The following is a 17,561-nucleotide window of genomic DNA, read 5'->3' on the forward strand; positions in this document are numbered from 1 at the left end:
GATTAAAATTCAGAAAGGAGCAGCATATGTTCAAAAAAATTTTTCCTCTGCTTCGCGATATTGCAATCGTGATCGGCGGAAACATCATTTATGCCTGCGGTGTCGCCTTTTTTATTCTTCCAGGCGGATTAATCACAGGAGGAACAACAGGAATTGCCCTGTTTATTCAACATTTGTTTGGTGTTCCCATTTCCACCTTCGTACTCTGCTTTAATGCGGTGATGTTTTTTATGGGACTATTAGTACTTGGCCGCAAATTTGCCGCGACAACCATTTTGTCTACATTTGTATATCCGATTGCACTTGAGATGATACAGCGCTTATCAAACGGATTTGTCATAACAACTGATCCCGTTCTTTGTACTGTATTTGGTGGATTATGTATAGGAGCTGCGATTGGAATTGTTATTCGTACAGGCGCTTCAACAGGTGGTATGGACATTCCTCCTCTTGTATTGAACAAGCTGTTTCGTTTGCCAGTATCCGTAACGATGTACTTGTTTGATTTCGTGATTTTAATTTTACAGGCATTTTCATGTACAGGAGAAGAAGTACTATACGGAATTTTACTAATTTTGATTTATACGATTGTTCTGGATAAATGTCTAATGATAGGAACAGAAAAGGTTGAGATTAAGGTAATCAGTCATGAGCATGAGAGGATCCGTCAGGAAATTTTACAGGAAATCGACAGAGGCGTCACCATTTTAAATGGACAGACTGGCTATATGAGAGAAAACACAGAGCTTGTCTTAAGTGTAGTGTCCAGCCGTGAGGTGGGACGTGTCAGAAAACTTGTCCACAGCATTGACAGCAGTGCATTTTTAATCATCAGCCGTGTAACAGAAGTGCGCGGCCGCGGATTTACTCAGGAAAAAGAATATAAATAATTGTCGGAATAGGTAACTTTATGTGAAATTAGCAGGAATTGGAACTTGTTTTGATTTGTTTTGTTGTGTAATATACTGATTGATAAGCTTAGTGTGTCAAACAACTAAAGACTTTGAATTTTTATAATGGGAGGATATACCACATGGTAGAGACAAATATTGCAAATAGTCAGCCAGTAAGCGATGAGTACCTGGAAAAAATGAATGCATATTGGCGTGCTGCCAACTATCTGGGTGCTGCTCAGCTGTATCTGCTTGATAACCCACTGTTACGTGAGCCGCTGACAATGGAGCATGTAAAGAAGAAGATCGTAGGTCATTGGGGAACAGTTCCGGGACAGAACTTCGTGTATGTTCATTTAAATCGTGTAATCAAGAAATATGATCAGGATATGATTTTAATTTCAGGTCCTGGACATGGTGGAAATTTCTTTGTAGCAAATACATATCTGGAGGGTACTTACAGCGAAGTTTATCCGAATATCGGTGAGGATATGGATGGATTAAAGAAGCTGTGCAAGCAGTTCTCATTTCCAGGTGGTATCTCCAGTCATGTCGCTCCTGAAACACCAGGATCCATCAATGAAGGTGGTGAACTTGGTTATTCCATGGCACATGCATTTGGTGCTGTATTTGATAACCCAGATCTTATTGCTGCATGTATAGTTGGTGATGGAGAGGCTGAGACAGGTCCTCTTGCAACATCATGGCAGTGCAACAAATTCTTAAACCCAATTAATGATGGTGCCGTTCTTCCAATTCTTCATCTGAATGGATATAAGATCAGCAATCCTACCATCTTCGCACGTAACACTCATGAGGAAGTAGAGCACTTCTTTGATGGATGTGGTTGGAAGCCATATTTCGTAGAAGGCAGTGATCCGATGGAAATGCACAGAAAGATGGCAGATGCTCTTGATCAGGCAATGGACGAGATCAAGGCAATCCAGAAGAATGCCCGTGAAAATAATGATACAACAAGACATAAATGGCCAATGATCGTTCTTCGTACACCAAAGGGATGGACAGGACCAAAGGTAGTTGATGGAAAGCAGATTGAAGGTTCCTTCCGTGCTCATCAGGTTCCGATTATGATGGATCAGCCTGAGCATCTTCAGATGTTAAATGACTGGTTAAAGAGCTATCATCCAGAAGAACTGTTTGATGAAAACGGCAGACTGATTCCAGAATTAAGAGAATTGGCACCAAAGGGTGACAGAAGAATCGGTTCTAACCCACATGCAAATGGCGGAAAGCTTCTTAGAGATCTTCGTCTTCCGGATTTCCGTAAGTATGGTATTGATGTGCCAAAGCCAGGTGCTGTTGAGGCACAGGATATGATCGAGCTTGGAGGATTTGTAAGAGATATCTTCAAGATGAATGATGATTCTAAAAACTTCCGTATCTTTGGACCAGATGAGACTATGTCAAACCGTCTTGGCAAGGTATTTGAAGTTACAAATCGTGACTGGAACGATGAAAAGTATGATACAGATGAGTTCTTAGCTGCTGATGGCCGTGTTATGGACTCTATGTTAAGTGAGCATATGTGCGAGGGATGGCTTGAGGGTTATCTGTTAACAGGACGTCATGGATTCTTTGCAAGCTATGAAGCATTTATTCGTGTTGTAGATTCCATGTGTGCTCAGCATGCAAAGTGGTTAAAGGTTTGCAATCAGCTGCCATGGAGACAGTCTATTGCATCTTTGAACCTGATCCTTTCCTCAAACGTATGGCAGCAGGATCACAATGGATTTACTCATCAGGATCCAGGCTTCTTAGATCATATTGCAAATAAGAAAGCAGATGTTGTTCGTCTTTATCTGCCGCCAGATACAAACTGTCTGTTATCATGCTTCGATCACTGCATCAGAAGCCGTGATTACGTAAACGTACTTGTAACATCCAAGCATCCAAGACAGCAGTGGCTGACCATGGAGCAGGCTGTAAAGCACTGCACACAGGGTATCGGCATCTGGGAGTGGGCAAGCAATGATCAGGGCTCTGAGCCGGATATCGTTATGGCTTGCTGCGGTGATACACCAACACTCGAGACATTAGCAGCTGTTACGATCTTAAGAGAGGCAATTCCAGAGATCAAAATTCGTGTTATCAATGTTGTCGATCTTATGAAGTTAGAGCCGGCAACTGAGCATCCACATGGTCTTACTGATGCTGATTATGATGCTTTGTTCACAAAGGACAAGCCGATTATCTTCGCATTCCATGGTTATCATACACTGATTCATGAGTTAACCTATACCAGAACAAACCGCAACATCCATGTTTACGGCTACAAAGAAGAGGGTACCATCACAACACCATTTGATATGCGTGTTCAGAATGAGATCGACCGCTTCCATCTGGTAAAGAATGCAATCCAGAATCTGCCACAGTTAGGAAATCGTGGTGCTTATCTGATTCAGAAGATGAATGATAAATTAGTAGAGCATAAGCAGTATATCCATGAGTATGGTATTGATATGCCAGAGATTCGCGACTGGAAGTGGAACTTGTAATTATTCAGAGCCATGCGAAATTGCAGAAAAGTACGAGTCATGCTTGCATGAGCGAGTACGTTTTCTAGCAATTTCATATGGCGAGAAGCCACAACGAGATGAAGCGTAGTGGAATCGAGGTGCGGCTCTGAATAATTACGATTATAAATCAAATAAAAAGAGACAGGGAAGTATTATAGTCTTTCCTGTCTCTTTTTTCTATATTGAGCCGGCGTACAATTGTTTCGCTCTATGAATATACGGTAAAAATATCCCTTGTTATGATATCCGACCTCTTCAGCAATCTGTTCAATAGTATTATTTGTCTCGGTAAGCAGCAACTCTGCACGTTCTAAACGAAGCATCTGCAAATACTCGATATATGTCATTCCTGTTTGAACCTTCAAAAGACGATTAAAATAATCTTCATAAAAATGAAATTCCTGTGTCAGCATCTGAATTGAGATATGATTTAAGTGAAGCTTTATGAAATCAGTAAGCTGATTAAAAAGAATGACATTCATACGTTGGCGCTGCTTTTTAGAAAGTGAAAATTCATATTGGGAACCCAACATCTGAAAAACGCGTGTCATAAGTCCGCTGCAAATAATCGGTGTTGCAATGTCATGACGTGACAGCTCATATAATACAGAACGCAGCGTATCTTCCATATCTTGAATTACATGTGTTTCACGCGGTCGGAAGGTTAAAAACTGCTGTAATGCTTTTTGCTCCAATAGTGCCATATGAAGAAATGATGCAATATCTTCTGGTGCGGTATGATTATCACTGATACTTGTAAACATTGCATTTGTAATACCAAAGAATACAATCGTGCACTCATTTTCATCTAAAATTTCCTGATGCAGACAATTTTTATCAATCAGACAAAATTCACCAGGATGAAAAATATATTCTGTTTCCAGAATCTTCTGGTGATATTCGCCTTCCAAAACATAGAAAAATTCAAGATATTCGTGAGAGTGCAGCTGTGTGCGTGTTCCAGACAGGAAACTTCTTTCATAACAAAATGGGTAAGGTGTCGGAAGAATTGTAGCCGACAATAAATGACCATCATGAATATTCCAGAGGAGAGCAAATAAATGCTCATCCTCTGGAAGTGGAAATGGGCGAATGCCCTGTACACTTGATGAAGCTTCCGGCATAAGGATTCCAAAGCTGTCATATGCCTGTGGAATCCTTACGTTATCAAAGCCCTTTGCTTTATAAATAATGTTTTTTACATATTGAAGCAGTGACATAATAATTATTTCTTCTTCTCAGCCTCTGCCAGCTTCATTGCGCGAACCTTTAAGGAAAGACCGAACAGGTTAATGAAGCCCTCTGCGTCATGATGATCATACATATCTCCAGTAGCAAAGGAAGCAATGCTTTCATTGTACAGGCTGTATGGAGAAGTAGTTCCCTGCTTGATGATATTGCCCTTATACAGCTTAAGATTAGCAGTACCAGTTACATATTCCTGGCTCGCCTTTATGTAAGCGCGAAGAGAATCACATAAAGGTGTAAACCACTTGCCCTCGTAAACAATATCTGCAAAACGGTTGTCAACAGTCTTCTTGAATGCCATGGAATCACGGTCAAGAATCAGCTCCTCAAGCTGCTTATGAGCTGCCATAAGGATAGTTCCGCCAGGTGTTTCATAAACACCACGAGATTTCATACCAACAACACGGTTTTCAACGATATCAACGATTCCTATTCCGTTTGCACCACCAATCTTATTTAATTCAGTAACGATTTCAGAATACTTCATTTCTTTTCCGTTTAATGCAACCGGAATACCCTTCTCAAAAGAAATAGAAATCTCAGTAGCAACATCTGGTGCCTTCTCAGGAGATACGCCAAGAACAAGCAGATGATCATAATTTGGTGCCTGAGACGGATCCTCTAACTCCAGACCTTCATGGCTGATGTGCCACAGATTGCGGTCACGGCTATAGCTGTTATCAACAGAGGAGAATGGAAGATTAATGCCATGCTTCTTGCAGTATTCAATCTCATCTTCACGTGATTTCATATTCCAGGTTTCATTACATCTCCAAGGAGCGATGATCTTTAAATCAGGAGCAAGTGCCTTAAATGCCAGCTCAAAACGAACCTGATCATTTCCCTTTCCTGTAGCACCATGACATACAGCAACAGCGCCTTCTTTTCTTGCAATCTCAACAAGCTTCTTTGCAATAAGCGGACGTGCCATAGAAGTACCTAACAGATATTCATTCTCATATGTAGCGTTTGCCTGAACACATGGAGCAACATACTCATCGCAAAACTCATCTACTACATCTAAAATATAAAGCTTCTCAGCGCCAGAGAGCTTTGCACGTTCCTGCAGACCATCAATCTCGTTGCCCTGTCCTACATTAACACAGCAGCATACAACATCATAATCATAATTTTCCTTCAGCCACGGAATAACAGCAGTAGTATCAAGACCGCCAGAATATGCTAAAACAACTTTTTCTTTCATAATAGTATCTCCTCTGTTTTTTCACTTTTTGTTGAAAACCATATCAAAACGATATGCGTTGTTTGTTTTCTGTACACCACTATACAACATTACTTTTTGAAATGCAATAGAAAAAACAAAAAAAGTCAAAAAAGCTCTTGCATAAATGCAAATATATGCGTATAATACTGAATATTAGCCGATAACACGGTGTATATATTCAACTGCTGTGTATAAAATTATAGCACATGACTATTTTATCATAGTAAAGTAAAATAGTGGATTATACTTGATTTGACCTCAAAGTGTGTTATACTTGGCATAGAAATTACAAAATCAAAGAAAGGATACAAAAATGGCAATTACAAAGATAAATGGAGGCGTAACAGCTCCAAAAGGTTTTTTGGCATCCGGATTAAATGCCGGCATTAAGAATCAGACAAAAAAAGATATGGCAATGGTTTTCAGCAGCACACCATGTGCAGCAGCTGGTGTATTTACCACAAATCTTGTAAAAGCAGCACCTGTCAAATGGGATAAGGAAATTGTAACAACATCTCCTTATGTACAGGCAGTCGTTGTAAACAGTGGTATTGCAAATGCATGTACAGGCGCAGAGGGGCTTGGCTATTGTGCAGATACAGCAGCAGAGGCAGCATCAGCTTTAAACATTCCTAAAACTGCAGTTCTTGTCGCATCAACAGGTGTAATTGGCAAACAGCTTCCTATTGATAAGATTAAGTCTGGTGTAACAGCTCTTTCTAAGGTACTTGGAAGTAGCAGAGAAGATGCCAAGCTTGCAGCAGAGGCAATTATGACAACTGATACTAAGAGCAAAGAGGTTGCATGCACATTGGAATTAGGCGGTAAGCAGGTTACAGTTGCAGGTATGTGCAAGGGCTCAGGCATGATTCATCCTAATATGTGTACTATGCTTTGTTTTGTAACAACAGATGTGGCAATTTCTCATGAGCTGCTTCAAAAAGCATTAAGTGAAGATGTAGTTGATACCTTCAATATGATTTCTGTTGACGGTGATACTTCTACAAATGATACTGTACTTGTAATGGCAAATGGACAGGCGGAAAATACACCAATCACAAAGGAAGGTGAAGACTACAAGACTTTCTGTGAGGCACTTCATTTTATTATGCTTGAGCTGTCAAAGAAAATTGCCGGAGACGGAGAGGGCTGTACATGTCTGTTTGAGGCAACTGTAATTGGCGCAAAGGACAAAAATCAGGCACGAACAATCGCAAAGTCTGTTGTATGTTCTAGTCTGACAAAAGCAGCTGTATTTGGTCATGATGCAAACTGGGGACGTATCCTCTGCGCAATGGGCTACTCAGGTGCACAGTTTGATCCTGAAGTGGTTGATATCTGGTTAGAGAGCAAGGCTGGTACTATTAAAATCGTAGAAAACGGAGTTGCAACAGATTACAGTGAGGAAACTGCAACAAAGATTCTTTCTGAGGAAGAAGTAATTGCAAAAATGGATATTAAAGAGGGAAATGAGACAGCAACAGCATTTGGCTGTGATCTAACCTATGAATATGTAAAGATCAACGGCGATTACCGCAGCTGATAAAAAGCTTGTAACAACGACTACCCATAAAAAAGAGGAGAACACAAAATGGAATTAGACAGCAAAATTATGGAAAAGGCCGCTACCTTGATTGAGGCACTGCCTTATATACAGAGATTCAACAGAAAGATTATTGTCGTAAAGTATGGCGGAAGTGCAATGGCAGATGAGGAGTTAAAGCGAAACGTCATTAAAGATGTTGTTTTGTTAAAGCTGGTTGGTTTTAAACCTATCATTGTGCATGGAGGAGGCAAAGAAATCAGCCGTTGGGTATCTAAAGTGGGCATGGAGCCGCGCTTTGTAAATGGACTTCGCGTAACCGATGCTGATACGATGGAAATTGCAGAGATGGTATTGAATAAGGTTAATAAAAGTCTTGTCTCTATGGTAAATGAGCTTGGAGTAAAGGCTGTCGGTATCTCTGGCAAGGATGGTCAGCTGCTTCGCTGTGATAAGAAGCTGTCTAATGGACAGGATATCGGTTTTGTAGGTGATATTAAAGAAGTAAATCCAAAGATTTTATTTGATCTTCTTGAAAAAGACTTTTTGCCGATCATTTGCCCAATCGGATTTGATGATAACTGTCAAAGCTATAACATCAATGCAGATGATGCAGCTTGTGCAATTGCACGTGCCGTTAAAGCTGAAAAGCTTGCATTTTTAACAGATGTTGAAGGTGTTTATGCAGATCCAAAGGATAAAGATACGTTAATCTCTGAGCTGACAACTGATCATATGGAAGAGTTGTTAAACAGCGGCAATATTGGAGGCGGTATGCTACCAAAACTTCAAAATTGTCTTGATGCTGTCTTAAATGGTGTATCAAGAGTTCATATCATGGATGGTCGAATTGCTCATTGCCTGCTTCTTGAGATCTTTACAAATAAGGGCATTGGTACCGCTATTTTAAAGGCAGGCGATGACCATTTTTACACACCTGACGAAAAGTAATTTATTTCACAGAAAGGCACTTTAATTATGGAAACACAGACAATTATTCAGACAGCAGAAAGCAGTCTGCTTCATACCTACAATCGCTTTCCGATCGTTCTTGATCATGGCGAGGATGTTTATCTGTATGATACTGATCAGAAAAAATATCTTGACTTTGCAGCAGGAATTGCTGTATTTGCACTAGGCTACAGCAATAACGCATACAAAACGGCAGTTAAAGAGCAGGTTGATAAGCTTGTACATACCTCTAATCTGTTTTACAATGAGCCAGCGGCCAAGGCAGCAAAAAAAATCACACAGCTGACAGGAATGGACCGTGTATTCTTTACTAATAGTGGAACTGAGGCAATTGAAGGAGCTATCAAGCTTGTTCGTAAATATGCCTATAATAAAGATGGACGCACAGATCATGAAATTATTGCCATGAAGCATTCATTCCATGGAAGAAGTATGGGAGCTCTTTCAGTAACAGGAAATGATGCTTATCAGGCACCATTCAAGCCGCTTATTGGTGGTGTTCGTTTTGCTGAGTATAATAACCTTGAAAGTGTAAAATCACTGATTACAGACCGTACCTGCGGTATTATCTTAGAGGCACTTCAGGGAGAAGGCGGAATTTACCCGGCATCAAAGGAATTTATGCAGGGACTTCGTGCCCTCTGCGATGAGCATGATATTTTACTTGTCTGCGATGAAATTCAGTGTGGAATGGGACGTACTGGAAATATGTTCTGTTATCAGAGCTATGATATCTTGCCAGATGTTGTCTGTGTAGCAAAGGCTCTTGGAAATGGTCTTCCAATCGGTGCATTTTTATGCCGTGAAGAATGTGCAGCACTTGTACCTGGCGATCACGGTTCTACTTATGGCGGAAATCCACTTGTGTGTGCTGCTGCTAATGCAGTTATGGATCAGTTTGAAGAATTGAACCTGACTGCGCATGTAAAAGAAGTGGGTGCATATTTGTATGAGCAATTAGAGCAGTTAACAGCTGAATTTGACTGTATTAAGGATCATCGTGGCATTGGACTTATGCAGGGAATTGAGCTTACAATTCCTGTAGGTGATGTGATCAAAAAGGCTCAAAAAGAGGGCTTAATTATTATTTCTGCGTCAGGAAACGTAATTCGTTTTGTTCCGCCGCTTGTCATTGAAAAAAAGCATGTTGATGAGATGATTGCAAAATTAAAAAAATGTCTCCAGTAAATACATGATTTTTCCTTTCTCGGATACACTCTTATTAAGCAGCAAAATCAATTAGAAAGTGTATCCGATGGAAAGTGAGGTATTATGTGGGGTATCATTCTTGCTCTTATTTCAGGGGCACTGATGAGTATTCAGGGGGTATTTAATACAGAAGTGACAAAGCAAACAAGCCTGTGGGTATCCACAGGCTTTGTCCAGTTAACAGCATTTTTCGTGTGCGTTATTGCGTGGCTTTGTACAGGACGTGAAAATGTGGCACTTCTTACAGAAGTTCGCCCATGGTATCTTCTTACTGGCGGTATTTTGGGAGCCTTTATTACGATAACAGTTGTTCAGAGTATGGGATCACTAGGCCCCGCTCAGGCTGTCATTATTATTGTAACTTCGCAGGTAGCAGTTGCATATCTGATAGAGCTGTTTGGCTTGTTTGGCAGCAGTCAGGCATCATTTTCATGGAGGAAAATCCTTGGACTTTTGATTGCCATTGCGGGGATCGTGTTGTTTCGATGGGAGAAGGCTTAAAATAAGAAAACGAAAGTTTTTCAGAAAATTGCAAAAGCCCCTTGCATACTGACGCATATTTTTGTAGAATGATAGTATCGGTGCAGCAGTATGCCTGCCGAAAGGCGGGATAGGATGAAAAAGACACATCAGTGGATGCTGTTTTTTCTTTTTCTGTTTTTTGTGTCTGAAATCTTGGCATGCACAAAAAAAGAAGAAAAGCTTGTCTTTTATCAGACAACACAGATACAAAAGATGGACGATTCCAAAGAAGATACGCAATTTTTTCAGGAAGAAGCACAGACAAGTCAGGTGTCCGAATCCAGTTTGCATGAAACAACACAAGCAGCAGTCGAGACGATTGCTGTTTATCTGTGCGGTGAAGTTTGTAAGCCTGGTGTCTATGTACTGCAGGCAGGATCACGTCTTTATCAGGCAGTAGAAGAAGCAGGTGGACTGACTGCAAATGCTCAGGCAGAGGCAGTAAATCTCGCCCGGATTCTTGCAGATTCGGAACAGATTTATATTCCAAATATTTCAGAATCAATCGACCAGATTGAAAACGAGACACAAAATGTCATATCATCTGCAGCAGCAGTTCCCTCTGCATCATCGGATGGCTTACTTAATATAAATCAGGCATCTGAATCTGAGCTGATGCAGCTTCCTGGGATTGGTCAGGTTAAAGCCGCGGCAATTGTGACATATCGAAACAGCAATGGTCCGTTTTCTTCTATCGAGGAAATTAAAAATGTACCGGGGATAAAAGAAGCAGCCTTTGAGAAAATCAAAGGCATGATTACAGTTTTTTAGGTAAGACAGAACAGGAGTGGCTCGAAGGTGGCAAAGATATTAGTGGTAGACGATGAAAAGATTATAGTAAAGGGCATCCGGTTCAGTCTGCTTCAGGATCAAATGGAAGTAGACTGCGCCTATGACGGAGAGCAGGCAGTCGAGATGGCAAGAAACACAGAATACGATGTGGTTCTTCTTGACGTAATGCTGCCAAAGCTTGATGGTTTTCAGGTGTGTCAGGCAATCCGTGAGTTTTCCAATATGCCTATTATTATGCTGACAGCAAAGGGAGACGATATGGATAAGATCCTTGGTCTTGAATATGGTGCAGATGATTATGTTACAAAGCCATTTAATATTCTTGAAGTTAAAGCACGCATCAAAGCCATTATGCGAAGAAGCAGCAATACTATGATTCATCCGCCGCAGCCACCGGAAAACAGTACAGATATTGTCACTGGTGATCTGCGTCTTGATGTTCAGGGCCGCCGCCTGTTTATTTTAGGCAGTGAGATCAATGTAACTTCAAGAGAATTTGATCTTCTTAAAATTCTAGTGCTTAATCCAAATAAGGTCTACAGCCGTGAAGAACTGTTAAACCTTGTTTGGGGGTATGAATATCCTGGTGATGTGCGTACTGTTGATGTACATATCAGAAGGCTGCGTGAGAAGATTGAGCGTAATCCAAGTGAACCGAAATATGTATTTACAAAATGGGGAGTGGGATATTACTATAAGGCATGATAGCAAAACGGGATCATAATTTTTTCTGGGGAAGCTTTCGCTTTCGTATATTTTTTCTTCTCATGATTATGGGATTGCTTCCGCTTCTTGCAGGCTCTGAGATGATTAAGCGTTCTTATCGAAGTTCCATTATTGATCAGAAGCTTTCGGAGCTGCGTTATACATGTCAGACTGTAGCAGGACAAATGAGCGGAAATTCTCTGGCGGAAGCAGTAGATGATGAGATGACACGGGAATTAAATTTCCTTGCGGAATACTGCGGTGGACGTCTTCTTCTTGTAGACAGCTCTTATCGTATTTTATTTGATACATACGGTGTAACGCAAAATAAATACTGCATTTCTGAGCAGATTATTGATACATTCAGCAGTCGTCCGTATGAACATTATTCACAAAAGACAGAGTATCTGGAGCTGGCTGTGCCGCTTCGGACAAGGACGATGCTCACAGATGGTGATGATAGTATTACAGGAGTGCTGCTTCTTAGCTCGTCTGGTGCTTGGATTGCCAAAATGATAAATTCCATGAATCGACAGGTCCTTTTGATTGAAATCACAGGCTCTATGATTTTGTTCGCACTTAGCTTTATTTTTGCTTGGACCAGTTCAACACCGTGGAAAAATCTTGTAACGACACTCAATCAGGTGCTTGATGGAAACCTCGATGTTACATTTTCGACAGAAGGCGGCTATAATGAAACAAAAGAGATCATTAATACATTTAATCAGGTATTGGGGCGTCTGCGTGCAATTGACCAGTCGCGACAGGAATTTGTTTCTAATGTCTCTCATGAATTAAAAACACCTATCACATCAATGCGTGTGTTAGCTGATTCGTTGATCTTAGGTGACAATGTGCCTGTTGATATTTATCGCGAGTTTATGCAGGATATTTCAGACGAGATTGACAGAGAAACAAAAATTATCAATGATTTGCTTACACTTGTTCGTATGGATAAAAATGCAACTGAGCTTAATATCAGCCAAGTTAATATTAATAATCTTGTCGAACAGATTTTAAAGCGCGTGCGTCCAATCGCAAAGACGCGTTCAATTGAAATCATTTTCGAAAGCTTTCGTCCTGTAACGGCAGATGTTGATGAGACGAAGCTTAGTCTTGCTGTTACAAATCTTGTGGAAAATGGTGTAAAGTACAACAATGACGGCGGATGGGTACGAGTATCTGTGAATGCTGATCATAAATATTTTTATATTAAGGTATCTGATTCAGGTGTGGGTATTCCAAAGGATGCGCAAACAAGAATTTATGAGCGTTTTTATCGCGTAGACAAGGCTCGTTCACGTGAGACTGGCGGAACAGGTCTTGGTCTTGCTATCACACAAAATGTAGTGAAGCTGCACCATGGTGGTATTAAGCTAAACAGTACACCAGGAGAGGGAACAACCTTTCTTGTTAGAATACCGCTCAAATATATTGAGTAAATTAAGTAAATGGAAAGGAAACAGAATATGAAGAAAAAATTAAATCTGGTGCTTTTTCTTTTGCTTTTATGTATGGCAGCTGGATGCGATAAAAAAACTGTGTCAACAGATGGAATCCGTATTTACTATAGGGCTCTGTCAGAAAATGGCATTAGCTCCTATTATTATAAGCCGACAGGTACCGATCAGGAAACAGTTATAAATGAACTGTGGGCAAAGCTGATTAAAAGTGATACTGAAAAAGCACGTATAAGTCTTATTCCGTCTGATTTAAAGCTTGTGCGTTTTTCAGTGGAAAACAGCAGCCTTGGGCTTTATTTTGACAGTTCCTATCAAAATATGGACACTGTGTCAGAGCTGTTATTTAGGGCAGGTATAGTACGAACCTTTTGTCAGGTTGAAGGTGTGGAGTCGGTAACATTTTTTGTAGACGAAAAGCCACTTACAAATAGTTCCTTTGCACCTCTTGGTGCTCAGACAGCTTCTGATTATGTGGATATTATAGAAAACGGACTTAGCAGTCAAAAAAAGACCACACTTACTTTATACTATGCAAATGAGAAAGGGGATGCTCTTGTAAAAAAGATTCAAAATGTTGTATATGAGAGTTCCTATTCCATTGAAAAAGATGTAATCAACCGCCTGATTCAGGGACCTTTTGAAGATGGATATTTTCGAACACTGCCTGCTAATCTGCAGGTGATCAGTATAAGCGTTAAAGACAAAATTTGTTATGTCAATTTTGATTCGTCATTTCTGACTGATGCGCTTTCTATTGATGGCAATTTGATTGTATATTCGATTGTAAATTCATTGACGGAGCTGCCAGATATCCAGCGTGTTCAGATCATGGTGGACGGCGACAGTAATATCGTATTTCGCGATATATCACTGAGCAGTCCACTAGAAAGGAATTTAAACTATTGAAACGACCACTCCTTGTTCTTGTAGCTTTTTTTCTTGCAGGAGAACTTCTTTGTATAAAGAGCCTTATAATATCAATTATTTTAAGCGCCGGCATTTTGATGCTGGCGCTTATTTTTATGCTGATACAAATTGTATGCAAAAATGTCTTTTTCAAAAAAATGCCTTTCTTTTTGTGTATCTGCGCTTTTTCTTTTTTTACAGGGGCAGTCTGCTGTTTTAGCGCAAATGCACATAGTCATATTTATGATACACTTTTATCAATGCAGCACTCAAAAGAAAATACATTGGATGACGTGCTTGTCGAAGGCAACGTGACAAAGGTAGAGGAAAAATCGAAGCTTTGGATTTACTTAAAAAATGCCTCTATTAATAAAAAGGCAGCAGGGGAGGGTGTTATTGTGCAGATTCCTGTCTCGGCACATTCCAACCAAAAGCGTCCTCTTGCCGGAAGTAAAATTTCTGTTTATGGGAAATTATCATTATTTTCACAGGCTTCAAATCCAGGCGAATTTGATTCAAGAAGTTATTATCATAACTTAGGGTATGATTTTTGCCTTAGTGGTAAGACGTGGACACAAAAAGGTAGCCGATATGATCCCATTGCTGAGTGCCTGTGGCAGCTAAAAGATGCCATAAAGATGAGACTCTCACGGCTTTTAGAAGGAAATATTGCTGATTATGGCATTTACTGTGCCGTGCTTTTGGGCGACAAAAGCGAATTAGACAAAGAACAGAAAGAACTTTTTAAAGATCAGGGAATAGCTCATATCCTTTCGGTATCAGGACTTCATATATCAGTAGTTGGACTAGCTGCATGCGGTTTGCTTATGAAATTAACAGGATCATTTGCCATTTCCGGTATGGCTGGAAGCATTATTGTTCTTTTTTATTCTGCCTTTACTGGAAATGCAGTCTCGACGATTCGTGCTTGTGTCATGTATCTTATTTTAATGATCGGGCGACAAAAAGGCCGTATTTATGATATGCCGACGGCAGCGGCAGCAGCAGCCCTTTGCCTTCTTATTTTTCAGCCGCTTGCCATTTTTCAGGCCTCTATGCAGCTTTCATTTGGCGCAGTGCTTGGAATAAGCCTTGTTGGAGATATTTTTAAAAAAATTTTAATGCCTTCTTCTGATAAAACAACTGTAAGGATTAACCGATTCTGCAGTGTTATGGGACTTTCTATTGCAATGCTTCCTGTGCTGTTATATCATTATTACCAATATCCTCTTTATGCAATTTTACTTAATCAGCTTGTCATACCTTTTGCTGGTATTTTACTTGTATCACCGGCCGTGGCACTTGTACTTTCTTTATTTGCACCGGCTTTTGGTGCTGTATGCTTAAAGGCAGGCCATCTTGTCATTTATTTTTACACTGTGCTTTGCAAACTTTCAAAAAGCCTTCCAGAATCAGCACAGTATACTGGAAGACCAGCTTTATGGCGAATTGTATTATATGTTACACTGTTATTTACAATAGACATGGGAACTAGGCTTATATATGAGAAGCAAAAAAGAAAACAGACAGATGATGATAAGGAAAAAAGGAAAAAAAACAGACGCCGTTGTCAGATTGCTGCTGTTTTTCTTGCCACAGGCTGCTATATATTCGGCTGCGTTTTTTTACATGCAGATCACACAAACAAATTGGAAATTACTGTGCTTGATGTAGGTCAGGGAGATGGTATTTTTTTAATGCTTCCTGATCATACGACAATTCTTTCAGATGGCGGAAGCACGAGCAAATCTATGCTTGATACGTATGTATTAGAACCTTTTTTAAACTCACAAGGCATTCGCCGGATTGACTATGTTTTTGTATCGCATGCCGACAGTGATCATATTAATGGGATCATAGGATTGATTGAAAATGACGCAGATCGGATAGGAACGCTTATGCTGCCGCAGAGCCAGTCATCAAAAAAGCAGTTTGAACAGCTGTTAACAGCAGCAAAAAAGAAGCAGATTCCCGTTAAGTGGATTTCAAAAGGAGATGTTTTTTCATTAAAAACGCTGCCAGATTTGTCTTTTGAAGTGCTGTGGCCGTCAGAAAACAAAAAATCAGATGACACAAATGAATCATCACTAGTGTGGCGCCTTAATTATCATGACTTTTCTATGCTTTTTACGGGAGATCTTCCAGGTGACTGCGAGGATGAGCTTGTCAGCTTAAAGCCAGTAACTGTCTTAAAAGTCGCACATCACGGTTCTGATTATTCAACAACTAAAACATTTCTGCAGCAAATAACACCGCAGCTTGCCGTGATTTCCTGCAGCGAAAATAATAGGTATGGTCATCCTGGAAAACAGCTTTTAAAACGCTTAGAAGAGGCAAAAATACCGTCAGTTTTGATTACAAAAGACTGCGGTGCAATCATAATACAAACTGACGGTTATCGTGTAGAAGTGGAAACTTATCTGGCAAAGCAGTCTTGATATTCGCTGTCTGTCAGTCCGGCACCATTTTTAGCAACAACATGGGCAGAAACCTTATTCGCCTGTGAGAGTGCCTCTGCCCAAGAGCAGCCATTTGCGCGGCTGGCCATGATCTGACCAATATGACTGTCTCCGGCACCAATTGTATCTGCAACAGTTGTCTTTATGCCATCAACCTCTGTTAAATTATCTTTTCCTGCCTCCAGACAGCAGGAGCCATCCTTACCTTTTGTGATAATTACAGTATTAGATGTTGCATTTTGAAGAATCTTTGCCGCTTCTAAAAGAGATACAGCGCTAAATTCATCTACTCCACATTTAAAATCAGAGACCGTTAAGCTGCTTAGCTCAAATGCCTCCTCATCGTTTATATGAAGAATAGGATTTAGATTATATAGGCGCTTCATTTTCTTTTCACCGATCTGTCGAATACGAGGACCTGGTGCAAAAAAGATCTGCGGACCGCGGTGCTGTTCAAGCCATGAAATTAGATCGTCACCTGTTGGCTCCTCGATTTCAAGGCCGCATACATAGATCATAGAAATCTGTGAAATGTCAATATTTTCCATCCACTCATGATTAAAGGTATATTCTGCACCATGCACCGATAAAAATGTACGTTCTCCGTTTTCGTCGACAAGACAGTAGCAGCATCCATTTTCTGCATCTACATTCACATGAATAGGAAGTTTACGTGCCTGAAACGACTTTCTTATATAATCGCCATATACACCAGTTCCAATAGGTGTCACAAACATATACGGGACACCTGACTGACGTACAATATTAGCTGCGTTATAGGCACAGCCGCCAAGTGCGAGTGTCTGGCGCTTTGGCTGAATATCCTCTGCTGTTTTGGGTAGATGATCAATTTCAATGATTACATCGACACATGTACTGCCGATCAATAAAATTTTAGGCATTGATGATTGCATTGGGTAAATCTCCTTATATTTTTTCTTTACTGTCACAAAGAGATTATAATTCCTTGACGATGTAAAGTAAACACCATTTGCTTGATTGACGGCAAAAAGAATGATACAATAATACAAAGATACTAGGGTCAAAAGGTCAGAAATCCGATGCAAGCTTGCTTGCAAGAGGATTT

Annotated in this window: 14 protein-coding genes; 11 read left to right on the forward strand and 3 right to left on the reverse strand. The window is 40.2% G+C overall.

Going from position 1 to position 17,561, the window contains the following annotated elements:
- Positions 1-26: 26 nt before the first annotated feature.
- Positions 27-890 carry a YitT family protein gene (locus WJP93_RS01060; protein WP_262535799.1) on the forward strand — a complete coding sequence of 288 codons (864 nt, stop codon included), beginning with the start codon at positions 27-29 and terminating at the stop codon, positions 888-890.
- Between the two features lie 143 nt (positions 891-1,033).
- A complete protein-coding gene (locus WJP93_RS01065; protein WP_227100505.1) occupies positions 1,034-3,409 on the forward strand; it encodes a phosphoketolase family protein in 2,376 nt (791 codons plus the stop codon).
- A 173-nt stretch (positions 3,410-3,582) separates the two neighbouring features.
- Here the strand turns inward: WJP93_RS01065 and WJP93_RS01070 are convergent, their stop codons facing one another.
- Complete coding sequence (locus tag WJP93_RS01070; RefSeq protein ID WP_227100504.1) at positions 3,583-4,650, reverse strand: AraC family transcriptional regulator; 1,068 nt, start codon at positions 4,648-4,650, stop codon at positions 3,583-3,585.
- Positions 4,651-4,655: 5 nt separating this feature from the next.
- On the reverse strand, positions 4,656-5,882 hold the full coding sequence (locus WJP93_RS01075; protein WP_227100503.1) for an argininosuccinate synthase: 1,227 nt from the start codon (positions 5,880-5,882) through the stop codon (positions 4,656-4,658).
- Positions 5,883-6,216: 334 nt separating this feature from the next.
- On the opposite strand from WJP93_RS01075, the gene argJ reads away from it, so the two are divergent.
- The 9 genes from argJ (at position 6,217) to WJP93_RS01120 (ending at position 16,453) form a co-directional block, all read left to right on the forward strand.
- On the forward strand, positions 6,217-7,446 hold the full coding sequence (gene argJ / locus WJP93_RS01080; protein WP_337546371.1) for a bifunctional glutamate N-acetyltransferase/amino-acid acetyltransferase ArgJ: 1,230 nt from the start codon (positions 6,217-6,219) through the stop codon (positions 7,444-7,446).
- Positions 7,447-7,494: 48 nt separating this feature from the next.
- The gene (argB, locus tag WJP93_RS01085) at positions 7,495-8,397 is read left to right on the forward strand and encodes an acetylglutamate kinase (RefSeq protein WP_066561776.1); all 903 of its coding nucleotides are present in this window, start codon (positions 7,495-7,497) and stop codon (positions 8,395-8,397) included.
- Positions 8,398-8,424: 27 nt separating this feature from the next.
- Positions 8,425-9,606, forward strand: coding sequence for an aspartate aminotransferase family protein (locus WJP93_RS01090; protein ID WP_337546373.1), 1,182 nt, complete (start codon positions 8,425-8,427; stop codon positions 9,604-9,606).
- A gap of 84 nt (positions 9,607-9,690) precedes the next feature.
- A complete protein-coding gene (locus WJP93_RS01095; protein WP_227100500.1) occupies positions 9,691-10,128 on the forward strand; it encodes a DMT family transporter in 438 nt (145 codons plus the stop codon).
- Between the two features lie 114 nt (positions 10,129-10,242).
- A complete protein-coding gene (locus WJP93_RS01100) occupies positions 10,243-10,920 on the forward strand; it encodes a helix-hairpin-helix domain-containing protein (RefSeq protein ID WP_308732083.1) in 678 nt (225 codons plus the stop codon).
- A 27-nt stretch (positions 10,921-10,947) separates the two neighbouring features.
- The gene (locus WJP93_RS01105; protein WP_227100498.1) at positions 10,948-11,646 is read left to right on the forward strand and encodes a response regulator transcription factor; all 699 of its coding nucleotides are present in this window, start codon (positions 10,948-10,950) and stop codon (positions 11,644-11,646) included.
- On the forward strand, positions 11,643-13,088 hold the full coding sequence (locus WJP93_RS01110) for an ATP-binding protein (protein WP_337546377.1): 1,446 nt from the start codon (positions 11,643-11,645) through the stop codon (positions 13,086-13,088). The genes WJP93_RS01105 and WJP93_RS01110 overlap by 4 nt, the downstream gene beginning before the upstream one ends.
- 27 nt (positions 13,089-13,115) lie before the next feature.
- A complete protein-coding gene (locus tag WJP93_RS01115; RefSeq protein ID WP_337546378.1) occupies positions 13,116-14,015 on the forward strand; it encodes a GerMN domain-containing protein in 900 nt (299 codons plus the stop codon).
- The gene (locus tag WJP93_RS01120; protein ID WP_337546379.1) at positions 14,012-16,453 is read left to right on the forward strand and encodes a DNA internalization-related competence protein ComEC/Rec2; all 2,442 of its coding nucleotides are present in this window, start codon (positions 14,012-14,014) and stop codon (positions 16,451-16,453) included. Before WJP93_RS01115 ends, WJP93_RS01120 begins: the two co-directional genes overlap by 4 nt.
- Here WJP93_RS01120 and WJP93_RS01125 read toward each other — a convergent pair.
- The gene (locus WJP93_RS01125; RefSeq protein ID WP_337546380.1) at positions 16,432-17,388 is read right to left on the reverse strand and encodes a PfkB family carbohydrate kinase; all 957 of its coding nucleotides are present in this window, start codon (positions 17,386-17,388) and stop codon (positions 16,432-16,434) included. The two genes, WJP93_RS01120 and WJP93_RS01125, sit on opposite strands and share 22 nt — an antisense overlap.
- Between the last annotated feature and the right edge of the window lie 173 nt (positions 17,389-17,561).

It is taken from the genome of Anthropogastromicrobium sp., assembly GCF_037349415.1.
Lineage (GTDB): Bacteria > Bacillota > Clostridia > Lachnospirales > Lachnospiraceae > Anthropogastromicrobium > Anthropogastromicrobium aceti.